This window comes from Paenibacillus sp. LjRoot153, assembly GCF_964253085.1.
Classification (GTDB): Bacteria; Bacillota; Bacilli; order Paenibacillales; family NBRC-103111; genus Paenibacillus_E.
The window spans coordinates 4,724,261-4,743,571 of the sequence record NZ_CAXUQH020000001.1 but is presented as its reverse complement, the minus strand read 5'-3'; the positions used below and the strand labels follow the sequence as shown (position 1 = coordinate 4,743,571).

The window sequence follows — 19,311 nt, the reverse complement described above, 5'->3', positions numbered from 1 at the left end:
TGTCAAGAACCTGAAGGGGATGGTTTTGTATGAGGGAGACAAAGCCTTGGCTGCGTCATTATCCATCGGAAGTGGCGCCGACTTACGAGTACCCGAAACATAATCTAGCACGTCTGTTGATTGATTCAGCAAATCAATTTCCCGAACGGCCTGCCTTGTATTTCTTGGGGAAAAAGCTAACGTATCGCGAATTGCTTCATGCGTCTTATCAATTTGCACATGTGTTAACCGATCTTGGGGTACGACCGGGGGAACGCGTATCGATCATGCTGCCGAATTGTCCTTCGGCCATCATTACTTATTTCGGCACGCTGATGATGGGCGGAATTGTTGTCATGACGAATCCGCTTTATGTGGAGAGAGAGCTGATTCATCAGCTCTCTGATTCGGAAGCAGTCGTCATTGTGACATTGGATCTGCTGTTCGATCGCGTACAAAAGGCGAAATCGCGGACGTTTCTGCGCCATGTTATCGTGACCTCGATTAAGGACTATTTACCGTTTCCGAAGAATCTTTTATATCCAATCAAAATGAAAAAGGATGGCGCCAAGCTCGATGTAACCTATGGTGATGGCGTTTATGCATTCAAGAAATTACTGCGAGCAGCTTCGGCTGCGCCTATTTGTGTAGACGTCAACGCAGATGACGATATTGCTTTGCTTCAATACACCGGTGGAACCACGGGGTTATCCAAAGGTGTGATGCTAACGCATACCAATTTAATTGCAAATACGTATCAGACGAGTAATTGGTGTTATCAAGTCCAGCCTGGCGGAGATCGTTTTTTAGGCGCCATTCCTTGCTTCCATGTCTTTGGTTTGACGGTTCTCCTGAATCAATCCATGTATCGAGCAGGGATGCTAATTCTTATTCCAAAGTTCGATATTGATATGATTCTCGATACGATTCATAAATTAAAGCCTACCATTTTCCCAGGTGCGCCTACGATGTATGTCGCGTTAATCAATCATAAACGGGTGAAGGAAGTTGATATTTCTTCGATCAATGTTTGTGTAAGCGGTTCAGCGCCATTGCCTTTGGAGGTTCAAGAGCGATTTGAAGCTTTGACCGGAGGTAGATTAATTGAAGGGTACGGACTGACAGAGGCTTCTCCAGTTACGCATGCGAATCCGATCTGGGGTTTTCGTAAAATCATGTCCATCGGTGTTCCTTTTCCAGATACAGTAACGAAAGTCGTGGATTCTGACACTGGAGAGGAAATGCCGATTGGTGAAATCGGTGAAATTATTATTAAAGGTCCTCAAATCATGAAGGGCTACTGGAAGCGTGAACAAGAAACGGCGAAGACGATCAAAGATGGCTGGTTATATACCGGGGACATGGGACGCATGGATGAGGATGGTTTCTTCTCGATCGTTGACCGGAAAAAGGATTTAATTATTGCAGGTGGCTTTAATATTTACCCACGCGATATTGAAGAGGTTCTCTACGAGCATCCAGCGATTCTGGAAGCGGCTGTCGCAGGTGTTCCTGATGAATATCGTGGGGAAACTGTGAAAGCTTTTATCGTGCTAAGAGAAGGAATGACGCTCTCAGAAAAGGATTTAGATGTCTGGTGTAGAGAACGATTAGCGGCTTATAAAGTGCCACGTAAGGTTGAATTCAGGCAGTCTTTGCCGAAAACGATGATTGGAAAGGTGCTCCGACGGCAATTACTAGAGGAAGAAGTGAAGAAATAAATATCTTTGCTATCATGCGTAGGGGCAGCCCTTACAAAGAAGGAGGGAGTCCAATGGATGATGGAAATGAACGTATAATAAGAAAATTGCAGCAACTCGCAGCAGCAGCGGAGCCCACCTTCTGGGGTTTTCTGGGTTGTGAATTTGTAGATTTGAAGGACGGTGTCATCACTATTGCTTTGGATGCGAAGCCGCATCATTTGAATCCGATCGGCATGGTTCATGGCGGTGTCACATCATCTTTGTTGGATACCGCGATGGGAATTATTGCGATGATTGCTAGACCGGAGGAGAAGGTCGTTACGACGAATCTGAATGTGCATTTTGTCACTCCACTTTATGCAGGAAGACTTCTTGTGACAGCGGAACTCGTCCATCAATCACGAAAAATGATTACAGCACAAGGTCGAGTTGAGGACAGTGAAGGCAAGTTGGGGACGATGGGGACAGGATCGTTTCGTGTGATTTAGACGAAAGCTTCGAGTGATGGAGCCTTCATAACCACAAGGATAGTGGTCATGAAGGTTCTTTTTAGCATTTAATGTCACATAATATGACATGGAATTAATAATTTTCATGAAAATTTCATAAATTTTCTATTGATGTTATGTTTTATTACACAAACACATTGACTGATTACATAAGGTCATCCTATAATCGATTAAAAGGCATAGGGGGGAAGCACGATGCATCTTACCATTCGTGAAGCGTTGGCGATTTATCCTTTAACGGAAGCCAAGCTGGTCGCCGGGAAACAAGGGGAATCCCGAATTGTTAAATCTGTGAATGTCATGGACGCACCTGATATTGCCGATTGGACGAAATCAGGTGAAATGCTGTTTACTACTGCCTTCGCGATGAAAGACAGCCCGCAAGAAACCGTGAACCTCCTGCGCAAATTAAATGATCGCGGAGCCGCGGGTCTAGGGATTAAGCTCGGGAGATTTTGGACGGAGCTGCCGCAAATCGTCATGGACGAAGCGGATCGATTACATTTTCCTATTATTGAAATGCCCTTTCAATTTACATTTTCAGATCAAATGAATGCGCTTTTTAACGCCGAATACCGTCGGAATACTGAACTGCTGCAAACGGTACTTGAGAAGCAGAAGAAGCTGATGCAATTTGGTCTCAAGCAAGACAATATGCTTTCTATGTTTCAACTCGTCTGTGAAATCTTGGGGTATCCGATGGCGGTCGTTGGAGCGAGAGGTCAAGTTTTATATAATACAAGTAACTGGAGTTCAGATCAACTTTCTCAGAATTGGCCGAAAAAGCGCAAATCGGGTTGGGTGTACGCAGGGAAAGATAGAGCGTATCGTGTTGGATTACAACAACAAGATGATGAACCGTTAGGTCATTTATTAATTATTCCGGATGTTATGTTACTAGCAACCGTAGAAGAAGGATTGTTCCAACAAGCTGCTGATATTTTGACCTTTCATATGAGTTATACATTCAGATCCCATGTGGAAGCTTCAGCTGAGCGAGATTTACAGAATAACCTGATCCGCTATTTAGATAAAGGAACTTCCCTTGAAGAGTTTATGGAGCAAGCGGAGGCCAGAGGATTGTTCATCTTTACTGGTGCTTACCAATGTGTTGTTGGGAAATGCAAGAAGGAGTCATTGATTCCAGATGCTACTCATGAAAAGCTCAGAGAATTAAAGCAATACATGGAGTCTCATTCGAAATCCAGCAGCATGCGTGGGCATCATTTTGTTCTGAAGGATCACATGTTCTCGATTTACTCAACGACACAAGCAGATGGCTTCCCAGAAGAAGAGCTATCACAGTTGTTAAGTAAATATGAGGGGGACGCTGGTCATGCTTCCGATCGTGATGGAATGGTGTTCTACACGTCATCGCTGAAGGTGAAGCCAACGGCGCTTCGCGAAGCGTACTTGGAATGCGGTGAAACGGGGCGAATGGCAGAGAAACTCTGTTTGCCAGATCGCGTATTACATTATGAAACGATCGAATTCGCTCATCTCTTTCAGCATTTGTCGTCTCCGATGATGGAGGATTACTGCGCGAAGATCTTGCGTCCTCTCTTAGAGAAGGATCCAGAGTACTCCCAAGAGATGATTCGCACACTAGAAGTTTTTATTCGGAACGATGGTCAAGTCAGCGAGGCGGCTAAGCAATTATTCATTCATCGCAATACGGTTACGTATCGTTTGGAGAAAATTAGTGATCTTCTGCAAGTTGATTTCAAAAAAGTAAATGATCTCTTGAAGCTGAAGGCTGTATTCCTATTCCGTCAATTCTTGCAAGTGAGATCTTAAGTAATAATCTGAACCCGAGGATGCCAGTGTGGCGCTAAGGGTTTTTTATTTTGTGTAGAGCCTTGCTGACGCGGATTATATTGGTGGAGCTTTATGTGCAGCTCTTGTCGTGAAATAGACATCTATTTCGAGTTTTCGGGGGGCTTTCTTCTAAATAGATGTACAATATCCAGTTATTACTTGTTTTCGAGTAAATGCAAGCAGCAGACGCTTCCAGCGAGTTAGTTGCATAAGCGAATTCGTTACCTTATAATTTTGAGGAGAGAGTAGAGAAAGGAGATGTGAAACATGTCTGCATGGAAAGAGTTAACGACGTTAACCGAGTGGCAGGAGGTGCTTGATCGTTCCAGCGAAAAGCCTGCTGTCGTTCTGAAGCACAGTACAACTTGTCCAGTAAGTGCGAGCGCACTTGATGAATACGAACAATATTTAGCTGGTACACATAACGAGGCTGTTGATTATTTCTTGGTGAAAGTGATTGAATCACGTCCGGTATCAAATCAAATCGCAGAGGACCTAGGAATTAAACATGCGTCCCCGCAAATTCTTTATTTCAAAAATAAAGAATCCATCTGGAATACTTCGCACTGGTCTGTAACGAACAAACATATGTCCGCGGTATTGGACTAATTCTGTCACACATTGGGCCCTTCGTTTTGTCTACGTGATGTAGGTGAAACGGAGGGTTTTTCATGCTTATCGTTAAATGAACGATGGTCAAAAAAAGATTGGCAAGCCAAACAACCTCCTATATACTTATTTGACGACAACATGACGGAAACGTTCGCCTAAGGAGTTACTTATCATGAATGCAATGAATAAAACGAAAATCCCCATCCCCATCTTCCTTTTGATTGGCATAATTGCAATATCTTTTTCCTCCATTTTTGTAAAATGGTCCGACGCTTCAGCTTCAGTTATCGCTATGTACAGGCTGCTGATGACCAATGTATTAATGCTGCCCTTTTTGTGGAATTATCGTAAGGAATTTAAGAGGATCAATTTGAAAGATTGGCTGCGCACGGCAATATCGGGTATTGCGCTTGGCCTGCACTTTTTATTCTGGATGGACTCGCTTCGATATACCACGGTGGCTAGTTCAACAGCGATATTGACGCTTGAGCCGATTTTTGTACTAGTTGGCGCGTTCCTGCTCTATGGTGTTCGGACAAGCCGTACCGCATTGATTGCGATGTGTATCGCGATTGTGGGAGCCATTTGCATCGGATGGGGCGATTTTCAATTTTCGGGAGAGGCACTGAAAGGGGATGTGCTGTCTTTCGTGGGGACGATCGCTGTCGCGTTTCATATGTTACTAGGCAAAAGCTTGCGGGAGCGCATTTCCGCTTATGTATACAGCTTTCTTGTTTTCTTCTTTGCTGGGTCAACGCTTGCGGTGACGAATGTGTATTCAGGCGAATCGTTTACTGGCTATCCATGGAAGGAATGGGGGATCTTTTTCCTATTAGCCTTTGTTTCTACTATTTTCGGTCACTATGTATTTAATTGGCTGCTGAAATATATGAAAGCTTCTTCGGTATCGATGACAGTGCTCGGAGAGCCGTTGGGTGCATCTATATTGGCCTATTTCTTGCTAGGCGAAACGATTACGACGATGCAGCTTTTAGCAGGTTGTCTCCTGTTGATTGGCGTAGCCTTATTCTTACGTAGTAATGAGAAACCGTAATGGTTTCTTATACTCATTAATTGAACTATGGTCAACAAAATAAGAAGCTATGGATCGATTTTATAAAGTTTTGAGATGGAGGCAGAGACAGATGAGGTTTCGAGATTTTCATCGTAATGTCAAATTAAGAATTGGCTTATCCTTCCTATCGGGCACAGCGAACAATATGGTGCTTCCCTTTATGTCTATTTATTTTTCGGGGAGATTAGGGGACACACTGGCTGGATTGGTTGTTATTCTGGGCATTTTGGCAGGTGTAGTTGCAGGGATCATAGGCGGTTATTACTCGGATCGATTTGGCCGGAAGAAGCTCATGCTCGCCGCAGAAATCGGCTGGATGCTCTGCTTCTTGCTCATGGCGGCAGCGAATTCGCCGTGGTTTGAGTCGGCAGGCATCACCTTCATACTGATGATTGTTGTCAGCATTTTTTGGGGGATTCATGGACCTGCCAATGAGGCGATGCTCCTGGATGTCACTCTACCAGCAGAACGAAAATTTATGTATGCCATCATGTACTGGATGAATAATTTATCCTTCGCTATCGCGGGAATGGCTGGCGCATTTTTATTTAAATCGTATTTATTTGAATTATTTATTGCCTTATCTGTGATCGGTTTGATAACAGGGATAATTACATATGTCTTTATTCAAGATGATTATAAGGCACCAATGGGAGGGCAGGGCAGCATGACGAGGAAGAATAGCCCTTCCATTTGGGCTAATTACCGCATGGTTCTGCGAGATAAGACGTTTCTGATTTTCACAATTGCTTCCTTATTGTTGGTTTCGGTGGAGTTTCATCTGGGGAACTATGTGGCTGTTCGCTTGGGGAAAGAGATGGTGGATACGCCATTTCTTCCGTGGCTCACTGATGCTTGGCGGATTGATGGCTTCAAGATGCTAGGGTTTATGCGTACGGAGAATACCGTGCTCGTGGTTGTTCTCTCGGTCTTTATGGGGATTCTGATGCGCAGGTTTTCTGATCGCCGAGTACTGTTTATTGGCTACGCTTGCTATATTGCCGGGTATAGCTACCTTGCTTACAGCAATCAACCAGGTTTACTCCTGCTGTCGATGCTGATTGCCACGGTTGGTGAATTGATGTATGTTCCGATTAAGCAAGCCTACCTAGGCAACCTGGCACCCGACCATGCACGCAGCTCCTATATGGCCTTATATGGCATGGTATATAGAGGAGCTACGTTTCTTGCTGGTCTAGGCGTTATCTTAGGCGGTATGCTGTCTTCCTGGCTTATGGCTTCGTTGATCGCAATCAGCGGTGTGATCGGTATGGCGATGTTTTACACAATACTTGCACAGCTGGAAGAGCGGAAAAACGGTCATTTCGCAGCGGCAAATTCCTCTTTTATGGAAGCTAATAAAGCTGGTTTAGAGAGCACTTCATAAGCCGTATAGGCTAGCGCTTTGGCTGTGAAGAGCATACTGTCTAGTGCAGGTTCCGTCATGGCGAGATCACGGAATTCCTTGGTATGAAGCAAATGTCGCTCATTAACTACCTTCACGAATGGGTGAATGGTGGGGCACTGTGTCGAGACATTGCCGAGATCAAGGGAACCGTGATCTTTGCCGATTTCGATTTCTTTCGGATTGATGCCAAGCTCGAACAATTGATCTGTGAACACACCCGACAAAGTTTCATTCGTGCGCAGTTCATCGTACGAGTACTCGTAGAACGATGTTTTCAGCGTGCAGCCTGTTTGAAGTGCAGCGCCTTCCGCGCAGTGAAGGACTTTTTGGACGAGCTCATTCGTGTACGTGCGTGTAGCTGAACGGACGTAAAATCTAGCAACGGCATAATCCGGAATGATGTTCGGTGCTTTGCCGCCTTCACTGATGATGCCGTGAATACGAGCATCTGTTTTGAGCTGCTGGCGAAGCGCATTGATACTGTTGAATAGCTGCAATACGGCGTCAAGCGCATTAATGCCTTCGTACGGTTGCGCCGCGGCATGCGCGGAGCGGCCGAAGAACTCATACTCGATCGCATCCATCGCGAGCGATTCACCTGATTTTTCATAGGTATAATAAGGGTGTGCCATGAGTGCGATATCGACGTCTTGGAAAAGCCCTGCAGCAGCCATCGGCACCTTGGCGCCTTTCGTTTCTTCGGCTGGCGTGCCGTAGACACGTATGCTGCCGCCGGTTTCGGCTAAGACGGATTTGAGGCCGATTGCAGCCCCGATACTCATCATACAGATTAGATGATGGCCGCAGGCATGACCGAGCTCAGGCAGTGCATCATACTCAGCCATGAATGCTACTACCGGACCTGGTTGGCCTGAGTCATATGTCGCGATGAAAGCGGTAGGTATATCTAAAACACCACGTTCAATCGCGAAACCATGATAGGCTAATTCTTCTGTTAAACGAGCAAATGCAAGGAATTCTTCATGCCCAAGCTCTGGGTTTGCTCCAATAAAACGAGAAATATCTTTGAATCTGACGGCATTACTTTCTATGGTTTGAGCGATCATTGATTTCATATTAAGTTGGCTCCTTTGTTGAATGGTTCTTAACTCCATTGTAGTATATAGAAGCGAGAACTACCAAATGCAAAGACATAGGACGATAAGAAGGAACATTCTTGAACAGGAGAAATTGGAGGGATCGACAATGATGAAATATGGAGCGGAGCATGAGGAGCATCGATTTAGTTTATGCTTTCTTGAAGCGGAGAGCCGCGGTCAGTGGCGGGATGTTTATTTAGGTATCCAGTTGGAAGAGGGAGAAAAGCTTCCTGATGGCTTATTAGATCCGTCTATTCTGGTGATTTGCAATGTCGAAGGTGAGATTGTACAGATTGTCTTACACGATGAAGGTTGTGATAGTGAGTACCAATTCACATATGCGGAGAAGGAACAGATTGAAAAGTATGTGAATCAGTATGTAAGCGCCAAAAAAACGACGAATGAACCCCTGTAGGTATCCCTTCCCAAACTGGGCGGAGGCGCATATAGTAATATACGTCACGCATTAGGGGAGAGGATAGCGATGGAAAAAAGAATTCAATATTTGGCGTTTGGTGATTCTTTAACCGTTGGTTATGGTGCTGAGGAAGGTCAAGGCTTCGTTTCGCTGTATCGACAAAGGTTGGAATGTCTGCTGAATGTACCTGTTTCCTTACGACATGCTGGTACCAATGGTGCCACGACCGCGCAATTGCTTGAGACTATCGAATCTGATCCGCAGCTTCAGAAGGATATTCAAGAAGCGACTCTCATCACCATTACAGCTGGCGGAAACGATCTCATTCAAGCGGCAATTCCCTTCTTTTATGACGGTGATAATACGGTGCTCAAAACAGCCTTACAAACGTACGAATCCAACTATCGTAAACTTATCGCTCGAATTGAAAAGCTGCGGCAAGGCATACAAACCCCGTATTTATTGGCCTTAATTGGTTTATATAATCCATTACCGCAGATACCAGATGCTGCCTACTGGGTTCAGCGCTTTAATCTATTTCTGCGGAAATTAGAGCAGCCGCATATTCACATCGTGCAGGTTTACGACGCATTCGTTGGTCAATCGGCACTATTTCTATCTGATGATGCTATTCATCCAAATGAACTTGGCTATGAGCGATTGGCTAACCAATTAGAGGTAGTCTTATCCGTGCAGCAGCTGCAGCAGTTGTTCATGTGAAATGAAGCTATCTCACATAACCGAATACGGAAATGAAATGACAGGCGCTGCCGGCCAGCACGAATAAGTGCCAGATGGCATGGTGATACGGGATGCGCCTCCATACATAAAATATCGACCCTAGTGTGTAGAGCAAGCCGCCTGCAACTAACCAGACGATGCCGCCAAGCGGCAACTGAACGTAAAGTGGCTTGAACGCGATAACAATCAACCAACCCATTACGATATAGCACAAAGTTGAAATGAGTACGAATTTTTTGACGTAAAATAGCTTCAACACGATGCCTATAAGGGCTAAGCCCCAGATGACACCAAAAAATGTCCAGCCCAGTAACCCTCGTAATGTAACAAGCAGATAGGGTGTGTAGCTCCCCGCGATTAACACATAAATCGCCGAGTGATCAAGAACTTCGAAAACATCTTTTATTTTCGATTCTGTAACGCTGTGCAGCAGCGTGGAACATGTATACAAGAGAACAAGCGCTGTGCCAAAAATGCTAAAGCTAACGATATGCCAAGCATTTCCATGTACGCAAGCTTGGATGATAAGCAGGACGAGTGCGGCGATGCTGAGTACAACGCCAATACCGTGTGTAATCGCATTGGCTTTCTCTTCTTTGGTGGAATATTGCATATACAACCCTTCTTTCTTTTGACAGAATGGAGACTCCCTATATAGATTGGACGATGAAACGATGTATTTACCTTCATTTCAATTGAATAATAAAGTGGCCCTAGTGACAGGAGCCGGAAGAGGTATTGGACGAGCACTCGCTATTGGCTTGGCAGAAGCGGGGGCTGATGTTGCAATCTTTGCTCGAACTGCTTCGGATTTGGAAGTGGTGGCGGGTGAGATTCGCGCTTTAGGCAGACAAGCCTATCCATTTACCGTGGATGTGACGAATCGTGAACAAATCGAAGCAGCGGTTTCGGCTATCATCAAAGAAACAGACCGCATAGATATACTCATCAATAATGCTGGCATGAACATCCGTAGTCAAGCTTTGGCCGTCACAGATGAGGAATGGGACACCATCATGCAGACAAACCTGAAATCCGCTTTCTTATGTTCGCAGATTGTTGGTCGTCACATGCAACAACGGGAATACGGACGAATCATCAATATTGCTTCAGTTGCGGGGCAAGTCGCGCTGCGAACAGGTGTCGTTTATGCCGCGACCAAGGCAGCAATGATCCAAATGACTAAGGTGCTTGCTCTTGAATGGGGGAAATATGGCATATTGGTAAATGGCATCGGTCCATGGTATTTCAAAACTCCGCTAACAGAGAAAATCTTGAATCAGCCGGATTATTTAGCAGAAATTATTGCACGCACACCACTGCGTCGTGTAGGGGAGCTGGAGGAGCTAGTCGGGCCAGCTGTTTTCCTGGCATCTGATGCAGCGAACTATGTCACGGGCCAAACGTTGTTTGTAGATGGCGGCATGACGATTTATGGATTTTAGCGAAAATTGTCTACAAATGTAGGATTGAGCTTTCAATATAGTTCTATTATACTATTCACAGACATGCGCAAAGAATAATGGGAATCATTTTTAGAAGTAACAGCCAGATAAGGTGGTAGAATTAAATGTCTCGAGTTCGTATTTTTACAGATAGTACGTGTGATTTAAATGATGAACTTTTGCGACACTACCAAATCGAAGTTGTTCCTTTATATGTGATTTTTGAAGAGCAATCATTTAAGGATCGCGTTCATATCAATGCGAATCAACTGTTTGAGTTGGTCACGCAAACGGGGAAGCTCCCCAAAACAGCTGCGCCTTCGCCAGGCGATTTTGAACACGCTTTTGCCCCGTTCATCGAGGCGGATGAAGATATTGTATATATCGGTCTATCCTCTGAGTTATCGTCGACGATCCAGAATGCGATGATTGCCGCGGGGAGTTTTCCCGATGGTAGAATTAGGGTGATCGATTCTCGAAACCTATCAACGGGTATTGGCGTACTAGTAGTAAAGGCGGCTCATGCTGCATTAGAAGGACGAAGCTCATCAGAGATTCAAACGATCGTTACGTCGTTCATTGATAAAATAGAAGTATCTTTCATCATTGATACCTTGGAATATCTACATAAAGGCGGCAGATGTTCTAGCGTGCAGGCTTTCTTTGGGAGTCTATTGAAAATTAGACCCATCGTTCAAGTCATCCATGGTGCTATGCAATTAACGGACAAAATTAGAGGTAAACGGGAGAAAGCGCTCAAGCAACTTTTGGTCAATGCGCTGGCTTTTAAAGATGACATGGATACGGATTTCATGTTCATCACACATGCGCAGGCTTATGAAGAAGCGGCTTATGTTAAAGAACAATTTGAATTGCATACCAATGTGAAAAACGTATTTTTGACGGAAACCGGTTGCGTCGTTTCGAGCCACTGCGGACCACATACGCTAGGTATTGTTTTCGCCAAAAAATAAGAAATGAGTGGACAGCCATGACGACAATCAAGATTATCACGGACAGCAGCTGCGACCTTCCGAGAAGCACTGTAGAAGCAATAGGAGTTGGGATCGTTCCCTTATCTGTTCAATTTGGCGAGGAATGTATGCCGACAGATATGGATCTTGCTGATTTCTACGCTAGGATGAAGCGAGAGAGCGCGTTGCCGAAAACCTCAAGTCCGTCACCTGGGCACTTCCTAAGTGAGTATCAGAAGGGTGGTCCTGATCAAGATATTCTTGTATTATGTCTATCATCGGCGTTAAGCTCAACGTACCATCATGCTGTCATGGCAAAAGAAATGCTGCTGGAAGATGGATTTACAGGCCGTATCGAAGTCATCGATTCCAAGACAACTTCACTTGGTTTAGGCGTACTTGTGTACCGAGCAGCTCGGATGGTGGCAAGCGGCATGTCTTATGAAGAGGTGACAGCTTCCATTCAGCAATCGGTAACGAGCTCAGGGACTTTCTTTTTCTTAGATACCTTGGAAAATGTCATTAAAGGTGGAAGACTCGATCGCGTGCGCGGCGCAGTAGCTTCTGTCTTGAATATTAAGCTTCTCATGAAAGCTAGTGAAGAAGGCGCGATTGAGGTTGTCGAGAAAATCCGCGGCTCGCAGCAGGCTTTGAAGCGATTACTCTCGTTTCTTGGTGATAAGGAGCATGATTACGAGAAGGATGTGATTGCCATCGCACATAGCAACTGTGAAGCTAGAGCGCGTGATTTTATGGCTCAGTTACTTGAAAAACATCCGTTCCGTAATGTGCTGTTCTCCAATATGGGCACTGTGATTGGCACCTATGCAGGTGAAGGCGGCGTATTAGTTGCTTATTAAAAAATAAAAAAGACACCTATCCTCCGATCGATTCAAGTGATCGGTGAGTAGGTGTCTTTTAATTATTTACTTCGGAAACTCCGTCGTCGTAATTTCCGGTTGATCCACAGTAACTAGCGGCGAGATATCTCCTGTCACGAGCAGCCAAAGCTCATGCAGGGCGCGTGTGCAACCAACATAGAGAAGCTTCGCATCCATAAGGGTTGTTTCGTAATGCTCCGCTGTAACGTCCATCAGAATAACGGCATCGAATTCTAAGCCCTTGGTCAAATAAACAGGCAGCACCGATATGCCTCCACGATAAACCCGTTGCTTGGAGGTGATCAGATTCGTCTCGATCCCGGCGAGTGTCAAAGCTTCATGCAGCTCAAGAGCTTGCTTCTCAGTACGCGCTACGACAGCGACGGTGCTGGAGGTGCCAGCTAGTAAGCTTGTGATCGCCTTCTGCACAAGCGGCAGTCGCTCTTTGGGCGAAGTCTGCAGCACACGAACTTTATTTCCGCTACGGAAGACGGGAACGGCAAGTAAGGGATTGCTTACACCGCGCTGGAGCACCGAATTGGCAAACTGGATGATTTCCATGGTGGAACGATAGCTTCGCTCCAGCTCGAAATACCCTGTTTCCTCCTCTTGGAACAGACTGGAAAATTCCTTCCAGTCCTGTATGCCTTGGTACGCGTGAATCCCTTGTGATAAATCACCGAGAATCGTGAATGAGCTGTTGCGTGTGTACGCGTCTAACACCGCGACTTGGAAAGGTGAGAAGTCTTGCGCTTCATCAATAACGACATGATCGAATAATCGATCCGAAGAAATACCATGAAGTCGAGTATGAATGTAGAGGAGAGGAGCTAGATCCTCAAGTTGTACTTCTTTCTTTTTAAAAAGCTTCGCAGATGCCGTCACGATCGTCTCAGGCATGGTCTGAAGCAGATCTGCTGGTAAGCTGTCTGGTCGCCCTTTGTCCGTAAACAGCATTTTGTAAAACGTAAATGCCGTGTATTCAGGCCAACTCGTCAAGTAAGTCCGTAGTTTCTGAGCGGATTTCTTCTTAAGCTCTTTCTTTAAGCTTTGTTCCCAAACTTTCTCGAGCTGAATCTCCATCCAACGCTTGATCCTTGCAACGACACGCTCACGTCGTTTAATCATCGGATAATGCTTATTCTCGACGAAGAACCATTCGCGAATGGTCGCAATTGGTAGTTTGACGCCATCCCAAGGTGAGAAGTCCGCCGTAGGAACGTAAGTGGCTTCAAGACTATTCAGACAGTCGTCTAGGTAGCTTTGGAAAGCGATCGCACCTTTGAAGCGCCCTGGTGCTTGGTCATCGACGGGAGGGCGCTTGCTTCCGAGGGCGAACCAACGTTGCAATGTCATTTCTTGATCTGCGATTTGCACTTCATGATCGAGCACATCCAGTGCCCAATCCGTGAATGTACTCTGCTGAATATTGCCGACACCGAGTTCAGGCAATACGCCTGAGATATAGTCCAAGAACATGGAGTTAGGTGCGAAAATAATCATACGTTCTGCCCGAACCTGTTCACGGTATTGATAGAGAAGGAATGCGAGGCGGTGCAGCGCTACGGTTGTTTTACCGCTTCCTGCGACCCCTTGAATAATAAGTGCGGTATTCTTCGCTGCACGGATAATCCGATCTTGCTCAGCTTGAATCGTGGAGACGATATCGCGCAGCTTGTTATCTTTATTTTCCCCTAAGCGGTAAAGCAAGAACTCATCACCGACAGAGAGGGAGTCTTCATTCCGGTCATATGTATCGACAATACGCTGGAGAATTTGTTTGCGCACAACTAGGTTTCGCTTCAAATAGACTAAGCCGTCGATAACACCGTCCGGCGAATCATAGGAAGCCGCTTCCAAGCCGCCTGTGAAGGAATAGAATAGGCTTGCAACTGGAGCGCGCCAATCAATGACGAGAAGTCGACCTGTTCGTTCGTCTTCCACTCCTGCTTTACCAATGTAAAGCGGTGAAGGTGAACCGGTGCCTGTTTCTTCGAAGTCAAGGCGGCCGAAATAGGGCTCATCAATGGCTTTGGTTAAATTGTGCCTGCCGTTCTCACGCAAAACTTCAAGTGCTTGCTCCGTTAAATCAGGACCATAATAAACTGGAGTTGCTCTAAGGCGTTCCAGTTGTTTATCGATTTCCTTATTCGTTTGTTCGAGCCTTTGAAGTTCTTCTTGATAGGCACTTTGAGTCTTTGTGTCCAAGATCAGTTACCTCCTAAGATCAGATGTTGTCTATTGATTTGTAATAAACAGGTAAACACTATAACACACCTGGCAGGAGATAGAAAGTGATTCTGGAAAATCATCGGCAATCATTTGGGCTTCTGTGGAAAGGAATGGTATACTTAGGAAGTATGCATTTTTATTGATGGAGGCGAAGGGATTCATGTCTATTTATGATATCGCAGTTACAACGATTTCAGGCGAAACACAAACACTTTCTTCCTATAAAGGGAAGGCACTTCTCATTGTGAATGTGGCAAGTGCTTGCGGACTTACGCCGCATTATAAGGGGCTTCAAGCACTTTATGAGCAATACCAAGATCAAGGTTTGGTCGTACTCGGTTTTCCTTGTAATCAATTCGCTGGTCAAGAGCCAGGGACGAATGAAGAGATCCAAGCATTTTGCGAGCTTAACTACCAAGTGACATTCCCGTTATTTGATAAAATTGATGTAAAAGGTGAGCATGCGCATCCGTTGTACACGTATTTGCTAAGCCACACGCCTGAGCCCTACCGCACTGGGGAAGTTGAATGGAATTTCGTGAAATTCTTAGTTGATGCTAACGGAAATGTGGTTAAACAATACAGTGCGCGTACAGAACCAGCGGACATTAGTGCTGATATTGAGGCTGTTTTAGCTTAAATGAAAGATGAGGTGGACGTGCAATGGGGTCCCAAAACGGGTTTGTTTATGCCCATCCCGATGATGAAACATTCTTAAGCGGATGCCTCATTCGCCGTCTAGCTGATGATGGGGCAGACAATGTCTTACTTCTAGCCACACGTGGCGATGCTGGGAGACAAGGGTTAGAGCGGGCGAAGAATCGGCAAGAATTAGCTGAGTTAAGAGAACAAGAGATGCGTGCAGCGGCGGAAATCCTAGGGATTTCAAAAGTTGAGCACCTAGGCTGGCCTGACGGTCAGCTGGATGAAGTTGATTTTGAGACATTAGTGCAAGAGATTATCACGTTTATTCAGCGCCACGAAGTGGAGAATGTCTACACGTTTGCAGAAGATGGCGGTAATGGACATCGTGACCATATCGCGATCTCCAAGGCGACTACTGCGGCTGTACATAGTGGAGCGTGTCCAAGCGTAAGAAAATTGTATTATGCCTTTTCTCCGCTGCTTCGTGCCCAAGGGCTTCAACCGTCCATTCTAGTGGACACCGAGAAGTTATGGCCCGTTAAGGCTGCTGCACTTAAAGCTCATCAAACGCAGCATGTCACGATTGGGAGGCACTTTGGCAATCTGGTTGATTTTCCAGAAGAGAGACGTTGGGAGGCTTTTGTGCTCGGTTGGCAGGTTGACATCTAATTGGCAACTTAGTAAATTTTTTTTTTGATGTACCCCCAAAAATCGATTGGTCATTACGAATGACCTTAAAGAGCAGGTCATTCAACGTTTCTAGGGGAGTGTAAGGATGTCACTTTGCAATTGTGATAAATGTGGTCGCGTTTTCCTCACGAAATGGGAAACGAGATGTACAAGCTGTTCGCAGCTTGTTTTAAACGATTCGAATAAAGTAAAGGATTTTGTTCGAACGCATCCGCGCGCGACACTTATTGAAATTTACCATCAAACAGGGGTTTCCTTGCAAACCATAAAAGAATTAATGAGAGCTTAACCGCACTAGCAAGAAAAGGAGCTTTCGAGTATGCCGCATATGATTGTTAGAGGGATCAGTGTTCCTCAGATTCAATCCATAAGTACAGCACTTATTATAGAATTAGCAGATGTCTGTTCCTGTGGAACAGACAATTTCATGTTGGAATGTTTGCCGACCGTCTCTATTGTACAAGGTGAGATATGTGAAACTTATCCATTTGTAGAGATAGGCTGGTTCGAGCGGGGGCAGGAAATCCGAGATGCCTATGCGGAGGTTCTGACAAAACATATCTTATCACTCGGGATTCCTGAGGTTGAAATTGCTTTCAAGGTATATCGGGAAGATAGTTATTATTGGAATGGGAAGTTGGTTTAGATCTGTTAATTGGAGATTATCCATTTGAAGCCCGCTTAGGGCTTTTTTTTATGCCAAAAGTCATAATTCACTTAATCGATATTGCAGGCGATAATAAAGTGGGATACACTGAATCGACAGAATCTGATTTCCAGTATGACTTCGGGAATCACATGATAGGAGCGATTTGTGGTTGAAGACATTAATTATTGCGGAAAAACCCGATATGGGCCGAAACATAGCTGCCGCAATAGAACCAAAAGCCAAAAATATGAGGTCTCATCTGGAAGGTGAGCAATATATCATCACTTGGGCAATCGGACATTTGATTGAATTGGCAGAACCAGATCATTATGACGAAAAATATAAAAAGTGGAATATCAATCATCTACCGATTATTCCTTCTGAATTTAAATTAATTCCTAACCCGCGTACGTATGACCAACTCAAGGTGATTGCTGAGTTAGCAAAGAAATGTAATCAACTGGTTAATGCGTGCGATGCGGGGCGAGAAGGGCAGCACATTTTCTCCCTAATCCAACGGCATCTGGGGCTCAATCAGCCTGTTAAGCGGCTGTGGATCTCCGATCTAACCTCGGAAACCATTCGAAATGGCTTTGCCACTTTAAAGGATGGCGCGGAATACGAGAATTTGACGCGAGCTGCACGCTCACGCAGCGAAGCGGATTGGTTGATTGGGATGAATGGTTCACGCGCGTTTACAACCAAGCATAATGTGTTGCTATCTGTGGGACGCGTTCAAACACCTGTTCTTGCACTGATCTATGATCGCCAAAAGCAAATTGAGGCGTTTTCTTCGCTCAAATTTTATGAGTTGGAGGGGCACTTTGCGCAAGGCGAAATACCTTATCGAGGCATGTGGCAGGGTGAACGTTTCACGGATGGAGAGAAGGTTGCAGCACTTGCTGCGAAGGTGAAAGGGAAGCCAGCACGGATCCAATCCTACGAGGTGAAGGAAACCAAGGAATTCCCATTCAAATTGTATGATTTGACGCTGCTGCAACGTGAAGCGAATGGGAAATATGCATTTTCAGCGAAGAAAACCTTGGATACGGCGCAAGCTTTGTATGAGAAGCACAAGGTTATTTCTTACCCAAGAACGAATTCCAACTATGTGACTGAGCAAAATATTCCGGACATGCATAAGGCGCTAAACGCCTTGCAAGGAACGGCTTATCATGAGCTTGTACAAGGCGCGAATCGCAATCTTGTTCATATTAATAATAAATTTATTTGTAATCCAACCAAGGTTGAGGATCACCATGCTATTTTACCAACGAATAAGAAGGCATCAGGACTAAGTCCGGATGAGCAGAAATTGTATGATCTCATTGTCAGACGCTTTCTTTCTCAATTTTATCCGCCTGCTGCCTACAAGGTACATACGGTCATGACGGAAGTGGAACAAGAGCTGTTCAAGACAACCGTCAAAGAATTGTTGTCGCTAGGCTGGAAGGTTATTTACGCTGATCAGAAGAAGGAAAAGGCGAAAGCGACCAAAGGGAAAGAAAAAGAAGAGGAAGAAGACGAAGAGGTCGAAGTCAGCGAGCCGTTCTCCATCGATGCGAACGGGGACGTGGCGTGTACGGATGCGATTGTGAAGGAGAAAGACACGCAGCCGCCTAAGCATTTTAATGAAGGTACCTTACTGAAGGCGATGGAGAGCGCGGGGAAACAGATTGAGGATGAAGAGCTTCGCGATGCGATGAAGGACTCCGGTCTAGGCACGCCTGCGACACGAGCAGCAACGATCGAACGCTTGAAGAAGGTCGGCTATATCGACATGCAAGGGAAGAAAATCATTTTGACCCAGAAGGGTAGAATGGTTGTTGAATTGATTCGCGGAGCGGGTATTGAGCTGTTGACATCACCTGAGATGACAGGACAATGGGAACGCAGATTAAACGAAATTTCCCGCGGTACGGCATCGGACGACCAATTTATGCACAATGTAAAAAGGTTTGCGACGCTGATTGTCGATAAAGTGCGCAAGCAAGCTAGAGCTTCGAAAACGGATTTCGAAGGAGAGAATGCACCGGAAACGAGCGGCAAGCGTGGCGCTGCTTCAACGAAGACAGTGTCTCGTGGGGACGGTTCTACGAAAGCTCCAGCGAAGAAGAAAGCTCCCGCTGCGAAACCGACAAGCGATGGGGCAAGCACGTTCATCGCAACTTGCCCGAGACCTGGCTGCGGCGGTTCACTCTTTATGGGACGTAAGGGCTACGGCTGCTCGCATTATAAGGAAGGCTGCGGCTTCGTTATTTGGAAGGAAAGCTTCGGTCGAAGCTTAACAGACACACAAGTGCAAGCACTCGTTCAAAAAGGGAAAACGACAAAGCTGAAGCTTGTTTTAGCTGATGGTACAGAAACAGACGGGAAGATTGTGCTGAAGGACGTTGCTACGGGCGCACTCGGTACTGAATGACTAGATGGGG

18 protein-coding genes are annotated in these 19,311 nt (G+C 45.4%); 15 read left to right on the top strand and 3 right to left on the bottom strand.

Annotation, left to right across the window (positions count from 1 at the left end; all coding sequences use genetic code 11):
* Positions 1–29: 29 nt before the first annotated feature.
* The 6 genes from ACSQ8P_RS20510 to ACSQ8P_RS20485 all read left to right on the top strand — a co-directional run bounded on the left by ACSQ8P_RS20510 (position 30) and on the right by ACSQ8P_RS20485 (position 7,083).
* A complete protein-coding gene (locus ACSQ8P_RS20510; RefSeq protein WP_436236875.1) occupies positions 30–1,700 on the top strand; it encodes a long-chain-fatty-acid--CoA ligase in 1,671 nt (556 codons plus the stop codon).
* Between the two features lie 53 nt (positions 1,701–1,753).
* On the top strand, positions 1,754–2,170 hold the full coding sequence (locus ACSQ8P_RS20505; RefSeq protein ID WP_436236874.1) for a PaaI family thioesterase: 417 nt from the start codon (positions 1,754–1,756) through the stop codon (positions 2,168–2,170).
* 216 nt (positions 2,171–2,386) lie between these two features.
* Entirely contained in the window at positions 2,387–3,988 is a 1,602-nt protein-coding gene (locus ACSQ8P_RS20500) for a PucR family transcriptional regulator (RefSeq protein WP_436236873.1), read from the top strand.
* 288 nt (positions 3,989–4,276) lie between these two features.
* A complete protein-coding gene (gene ytxJ / locus ACSQ8P_RS20495) occupies positions 4,277–4,618 on the top strand; it encodes a bacillithiol system redox-active protein YtxJ (protein WP_068667191.1) in 342 nt (113 codons plus the stop codon).
* Positions 4,619–4,793: 175 nt separating this feature from the next.
* Positions 4,794–5,675, top strand: coding sequence for a DMT family transporter (locus ACSQ8P_RS20490; protein WP_436236872.1), 882 nt, complete (start codon positions 4,794–4,796; stop codon positions 5,673–5,675).
* Between the two features lie 91 nt (positions 5,676–5,766).
* The gene (locus ACSQ8P_RS20485; protein ID WP_436236871.1) at positions 5,767–7,083 is read left to right on the top strand and encodes an MDR family MFS transporter; all 1,317 of its coding nucleotides are present in this window, start codon (positions 5,767–5,769) and stop codon (positions 7,081–7,083) included.
* Here ACSQ8P_RS20485 and ACSQ8P_RS20480 read toward each other — a convergent pair.
* Complete coding sequence (locus ACSQ8P_RS20480) at positions 7,017–8,180, bottom strand: M20 family metallopeptidase (protein ID WP_436236870.1); 1,164 nt, start codon at positions 8,178–8,180, stop codon at positions 7,017–7,019. The genes ACSQ8P_RS20485 and ACSQ8P_RS20480 overlap by 67 nt on opposite strands.
* Positions 8,181–8,310: 130 nt before the next feature.
* On the opposite strand from ACSQ8P_RS20480, the gene ACSQ8P_RS20475 reads away from it, so the two are divergent.
* On the top strand, positions 8,311–8,619 hold the full coding sequence (locus ACSQ8P_RS20475) for a hypothetical protein (RefSeq protein ID WP_436236869.1): 309 nt from the start codon (positions 8,311–8,313) through the stop codon (positions 8,617–8,619).
* A gap of 69 nt (positions 8,620–8,688) precedes the next feature.
* A complete protein-coding gene (locus tag ACSQ8P_RS20470; RefSeq protein WP_436236868.1) occupies positions 8,689–9,342 on the top strand; it encodes a GDSL-type esterase/lipase family protein in 654 nt (217 codons plus the stop codon).
* Positions 9,343–9,349: 7 nt separating this feature from the next.
* Here ACSQ8P_RS20470 and trhA read toward each other — a convergent pair whose 3' ends face one another.
* Positions 9,350–9,976: a PAQR family membrane homeostasis protein TrhA gene (gene trhA / locus ACSQ8P_RS20465; protein ID WP_436236867.1), complete on the bottom strand. Its 627-nt coding sequence runs from the start codon at positions 9,974–9,976 to the stop codon at positions 9,350–9,352.
* A gap of 61 nt (positions 9,977–10,037) precedes the next feature.
* On the opposite strand from trhA, the gene ACSQ8P_RS20460 reads away from it, so the two are divergent.
* The 3 genes from ACSQ8P_RS20460 to ACSQ8P_RS20450 all read left to right on the top strand — a co-directional run bounded on the left by ACSQ8P_RS20460 (position 10,038) and on the right by ACSQ8P_RS20450 (position 12,642).
* The gene (locus ACSQ8P_RS20460) at positions 10,038–10,808 is read left to right on the top strand and encodes an SDR family NAD(P)-dependent oxidoreductase (protein ID WP_436236866.1); all 771 of its coding nucleotides are present in this window, start codon (positions 10,038–10,040) and stop codon (positions 10,806–10,808) included.
* 125 nt (positions 10,809–10,933) lie between these two features.
* The gene (locus tag ACSQ8P_RS20455) at positions 10,934–11,782 is read left to right on the top strand and encodes a DegV family protein (protein WP_436236865.1); all 849 of its coding nucleotides are present in this window, start codon (positions 10,934–10,936) and stop codon (positions 11,780–11,782) included.
* A 17-nt stretch (positions 11,783–11,799) separates the two neighbouring features.
* A complete protein-coding gene (locus ACSQ8P_RS20450; protein WP_436236864.1) occupies positions 11,800–12,642 on the top strand; it encodes a DegV family protein in 843 nt (280 codons plus the stop codon).
* A 66-nt stretch (positions 12,643–12,708) separates the two neighbouring features.
* Here the strand turns inward: ACSQ8P_RS20450 and ACSQ8P_RS20445 are convergent, their stop codons facing one another.
* Positions 12,709–14,871, bottom strand: coding sequence for a HelD family protein (locus ACSQ8P_RS20445; protein WP_436236863.1), 2,163 nt, complete (start codon positions 14,869–14,871; stop codon positions 12,709–12,711).
* Between the two features lie 184 nt (positions 14,872–15,055).
* Between ACSQ8P_RS20445 and ACSQ8P_RS20440 the strand changes: the two genes are divergently transcribed.
* The 4 genes from ACSQ8P_RS20440 to ACSQ8P_RS20425 all read left to right on the top strand — a co-directional run bounded on the left by ACSQ8P_RS20440 (position 15,056) and on the right by ACSQ8P_RS20425 (position 19,301).
* Positions 15,056–15,535 carry a glutathione peroxidase gene (locus ACSQ8P_RS20440; protein ID WP_436236862.1) on the top strand — a complete coding sequence of 160 codons (480 nt, stop codon included), beginning with the start codon at positions 15,056–15,058 and terminating at the stop codon, positions 15,533–15,535.
* A 23-nt stretch (positions 15,536–15,558) separates the two neighbouring features.
* Entirely contained in the window at positions 15,559–16,209 is a 651-nt protein-coding gene (locus tag ACSQ8P_RS20435; RefSeq protein WP_436236861.1) for a PIG-L deacetylase family protein, read from the top strand.
* 340 nt (positions 16,210–16,549) lie between these two features.
* The gene (locus tag ACSQ8P_RS20430; protein WP_436236860.1) at positions 16,550–16,876 is read left to right on the top strand and encodes a DUF1904 family protein; all 327 of its coding nucleotides are present in this window, start codon (positions 16,550–16,552) and stop codon (positions 16,874–16,876) included.
* Between the two features lie 172 nt (positions 16,877–17,048).
* On the top strand, positions 17,049–19,301 hold the full coding sequence (locus ACSQ8P_RS20425) for a DNA topoisomerase 3 (RefSeq protein ID WP_436236859.1): 2,253 nt from the start codon (positions 17,049–17,051) through the stop codon (positions 19,299–19,301).
* Positions 19,302–19,311 lie beyond the last annotated feature (10 nt).

Bases quoted from the DNA above. Each gene is read 5' to 3' on its own strand.
- ACSQ8P_RS20510 (WP_436236875.1), top strand. From the start codon at position 30: ATGAGGGAGACAAAGCCTTGGCTGCGTCATTATCCATCGGAAGTGGCG.
- ACSQ8P_RS20505 (WP_436236874.1), top strand. From the start codon at position 1,754: ATGGATGATGGAAATGAACGTATAATAAGAAAATTGCAGCAACTCGCA.
- ACSQ8P_RS20500 (WP_436236873.1), top strand. From the start codon at position 2,387: ATGCATCTTACCATTCGTGAAGCGTTGGCGATTTATCCTTTAACGGAA.
- ytxJ (WP_068667191.1), top strand. From the start codon at position 4,277: ATGTCTGCATGGAAAGAGTTAACGACGTTAACCGAGTGGCAGGAGGTG.
- ACSQ8P_RS20490 (WP_436236872.1), top strand. From the start codon at position 4,794: ATGAATGCAATGAATAAAACGAAAATCCCCATCCCCATCTTCCTTTTG.
- ACSQ8P_RS20485 (WP_436236871.1), top strand. From the start codon at position 5,767: ATGAGGTTTCGAGATTTTCATCGTAATGTCAAATTAAGAATTGGCTTA.
- ACSQ8P_RS20480 (WP_436236870.1), bottom strand. From the start codon at position 8,180: ATGAAATCAATGATCGCTCAAACCATAGAAAGTAATGCCGTCAGATTC.
- ACSQ8P_RS20475 (WP_436236869.1), top strand. From the start codon at position 8,311: ATGATGAAATATGGAGCGGAGCATGAGGAGCATCGATTTAGTTTATGC.
- ACSQ8P_RS20470 (WP_436236868.1), top strand. From the start codon at position 8,689: ATGGAAAAAAGAATTCAATATTTGGCGTTTGGTGATTCTTTAACCGTT.
- trhA (WP_436236867.1), bottom strand. From the start codon at position 9,976: ATGCAATATTCCACCAAAGAAGAGAAAGCCAATGCGATTACACACGGT.
- ACSQ8P_RS20460 (WP_436236866.1), top strand. From the start codon at position 10,038: ATGTATTTACCTTCATTTCAATTGAATAATAAAGTGGCCCTAGTGACA.
- ACSQ8P_RS20455 (WP_436236865.1), top strand. From the start codon at position 10,934: ATGTCTCGAGTTCGTATTTTTACAGATAGTACGTGTGATTTAAATGAT.
- ACSQ8P_RS20450 (WP_436236864.1), top strand. From the start codon at position 11,800: ATGACGACAATCAAGATTATCACGGACAGCAGCTGCGACCTTCCGAGA.
- ACSQ8P_RS20440 (WP_436236862.1), top strand. From the start codon at position 15,056: ATGTCTATTTATGATATCGCAGTTACAACGATTTCAGGCGAAACACAA.
- ACSQ8P_RS20435 (WP_436236861.1), top strand. From the start codon at position 15,559: ATGGGGTCCCAAAACGGGTTTGTTTATGCCCATCCCGATGATGAAACA.
- ACSQ8P_RS20430 (WP_436236860.1), top strand. From the start codon at position 16,550: ATGCCGCATATGATTGTTAGAGGGATCAGTGTTCCTCAGATTCAATCC.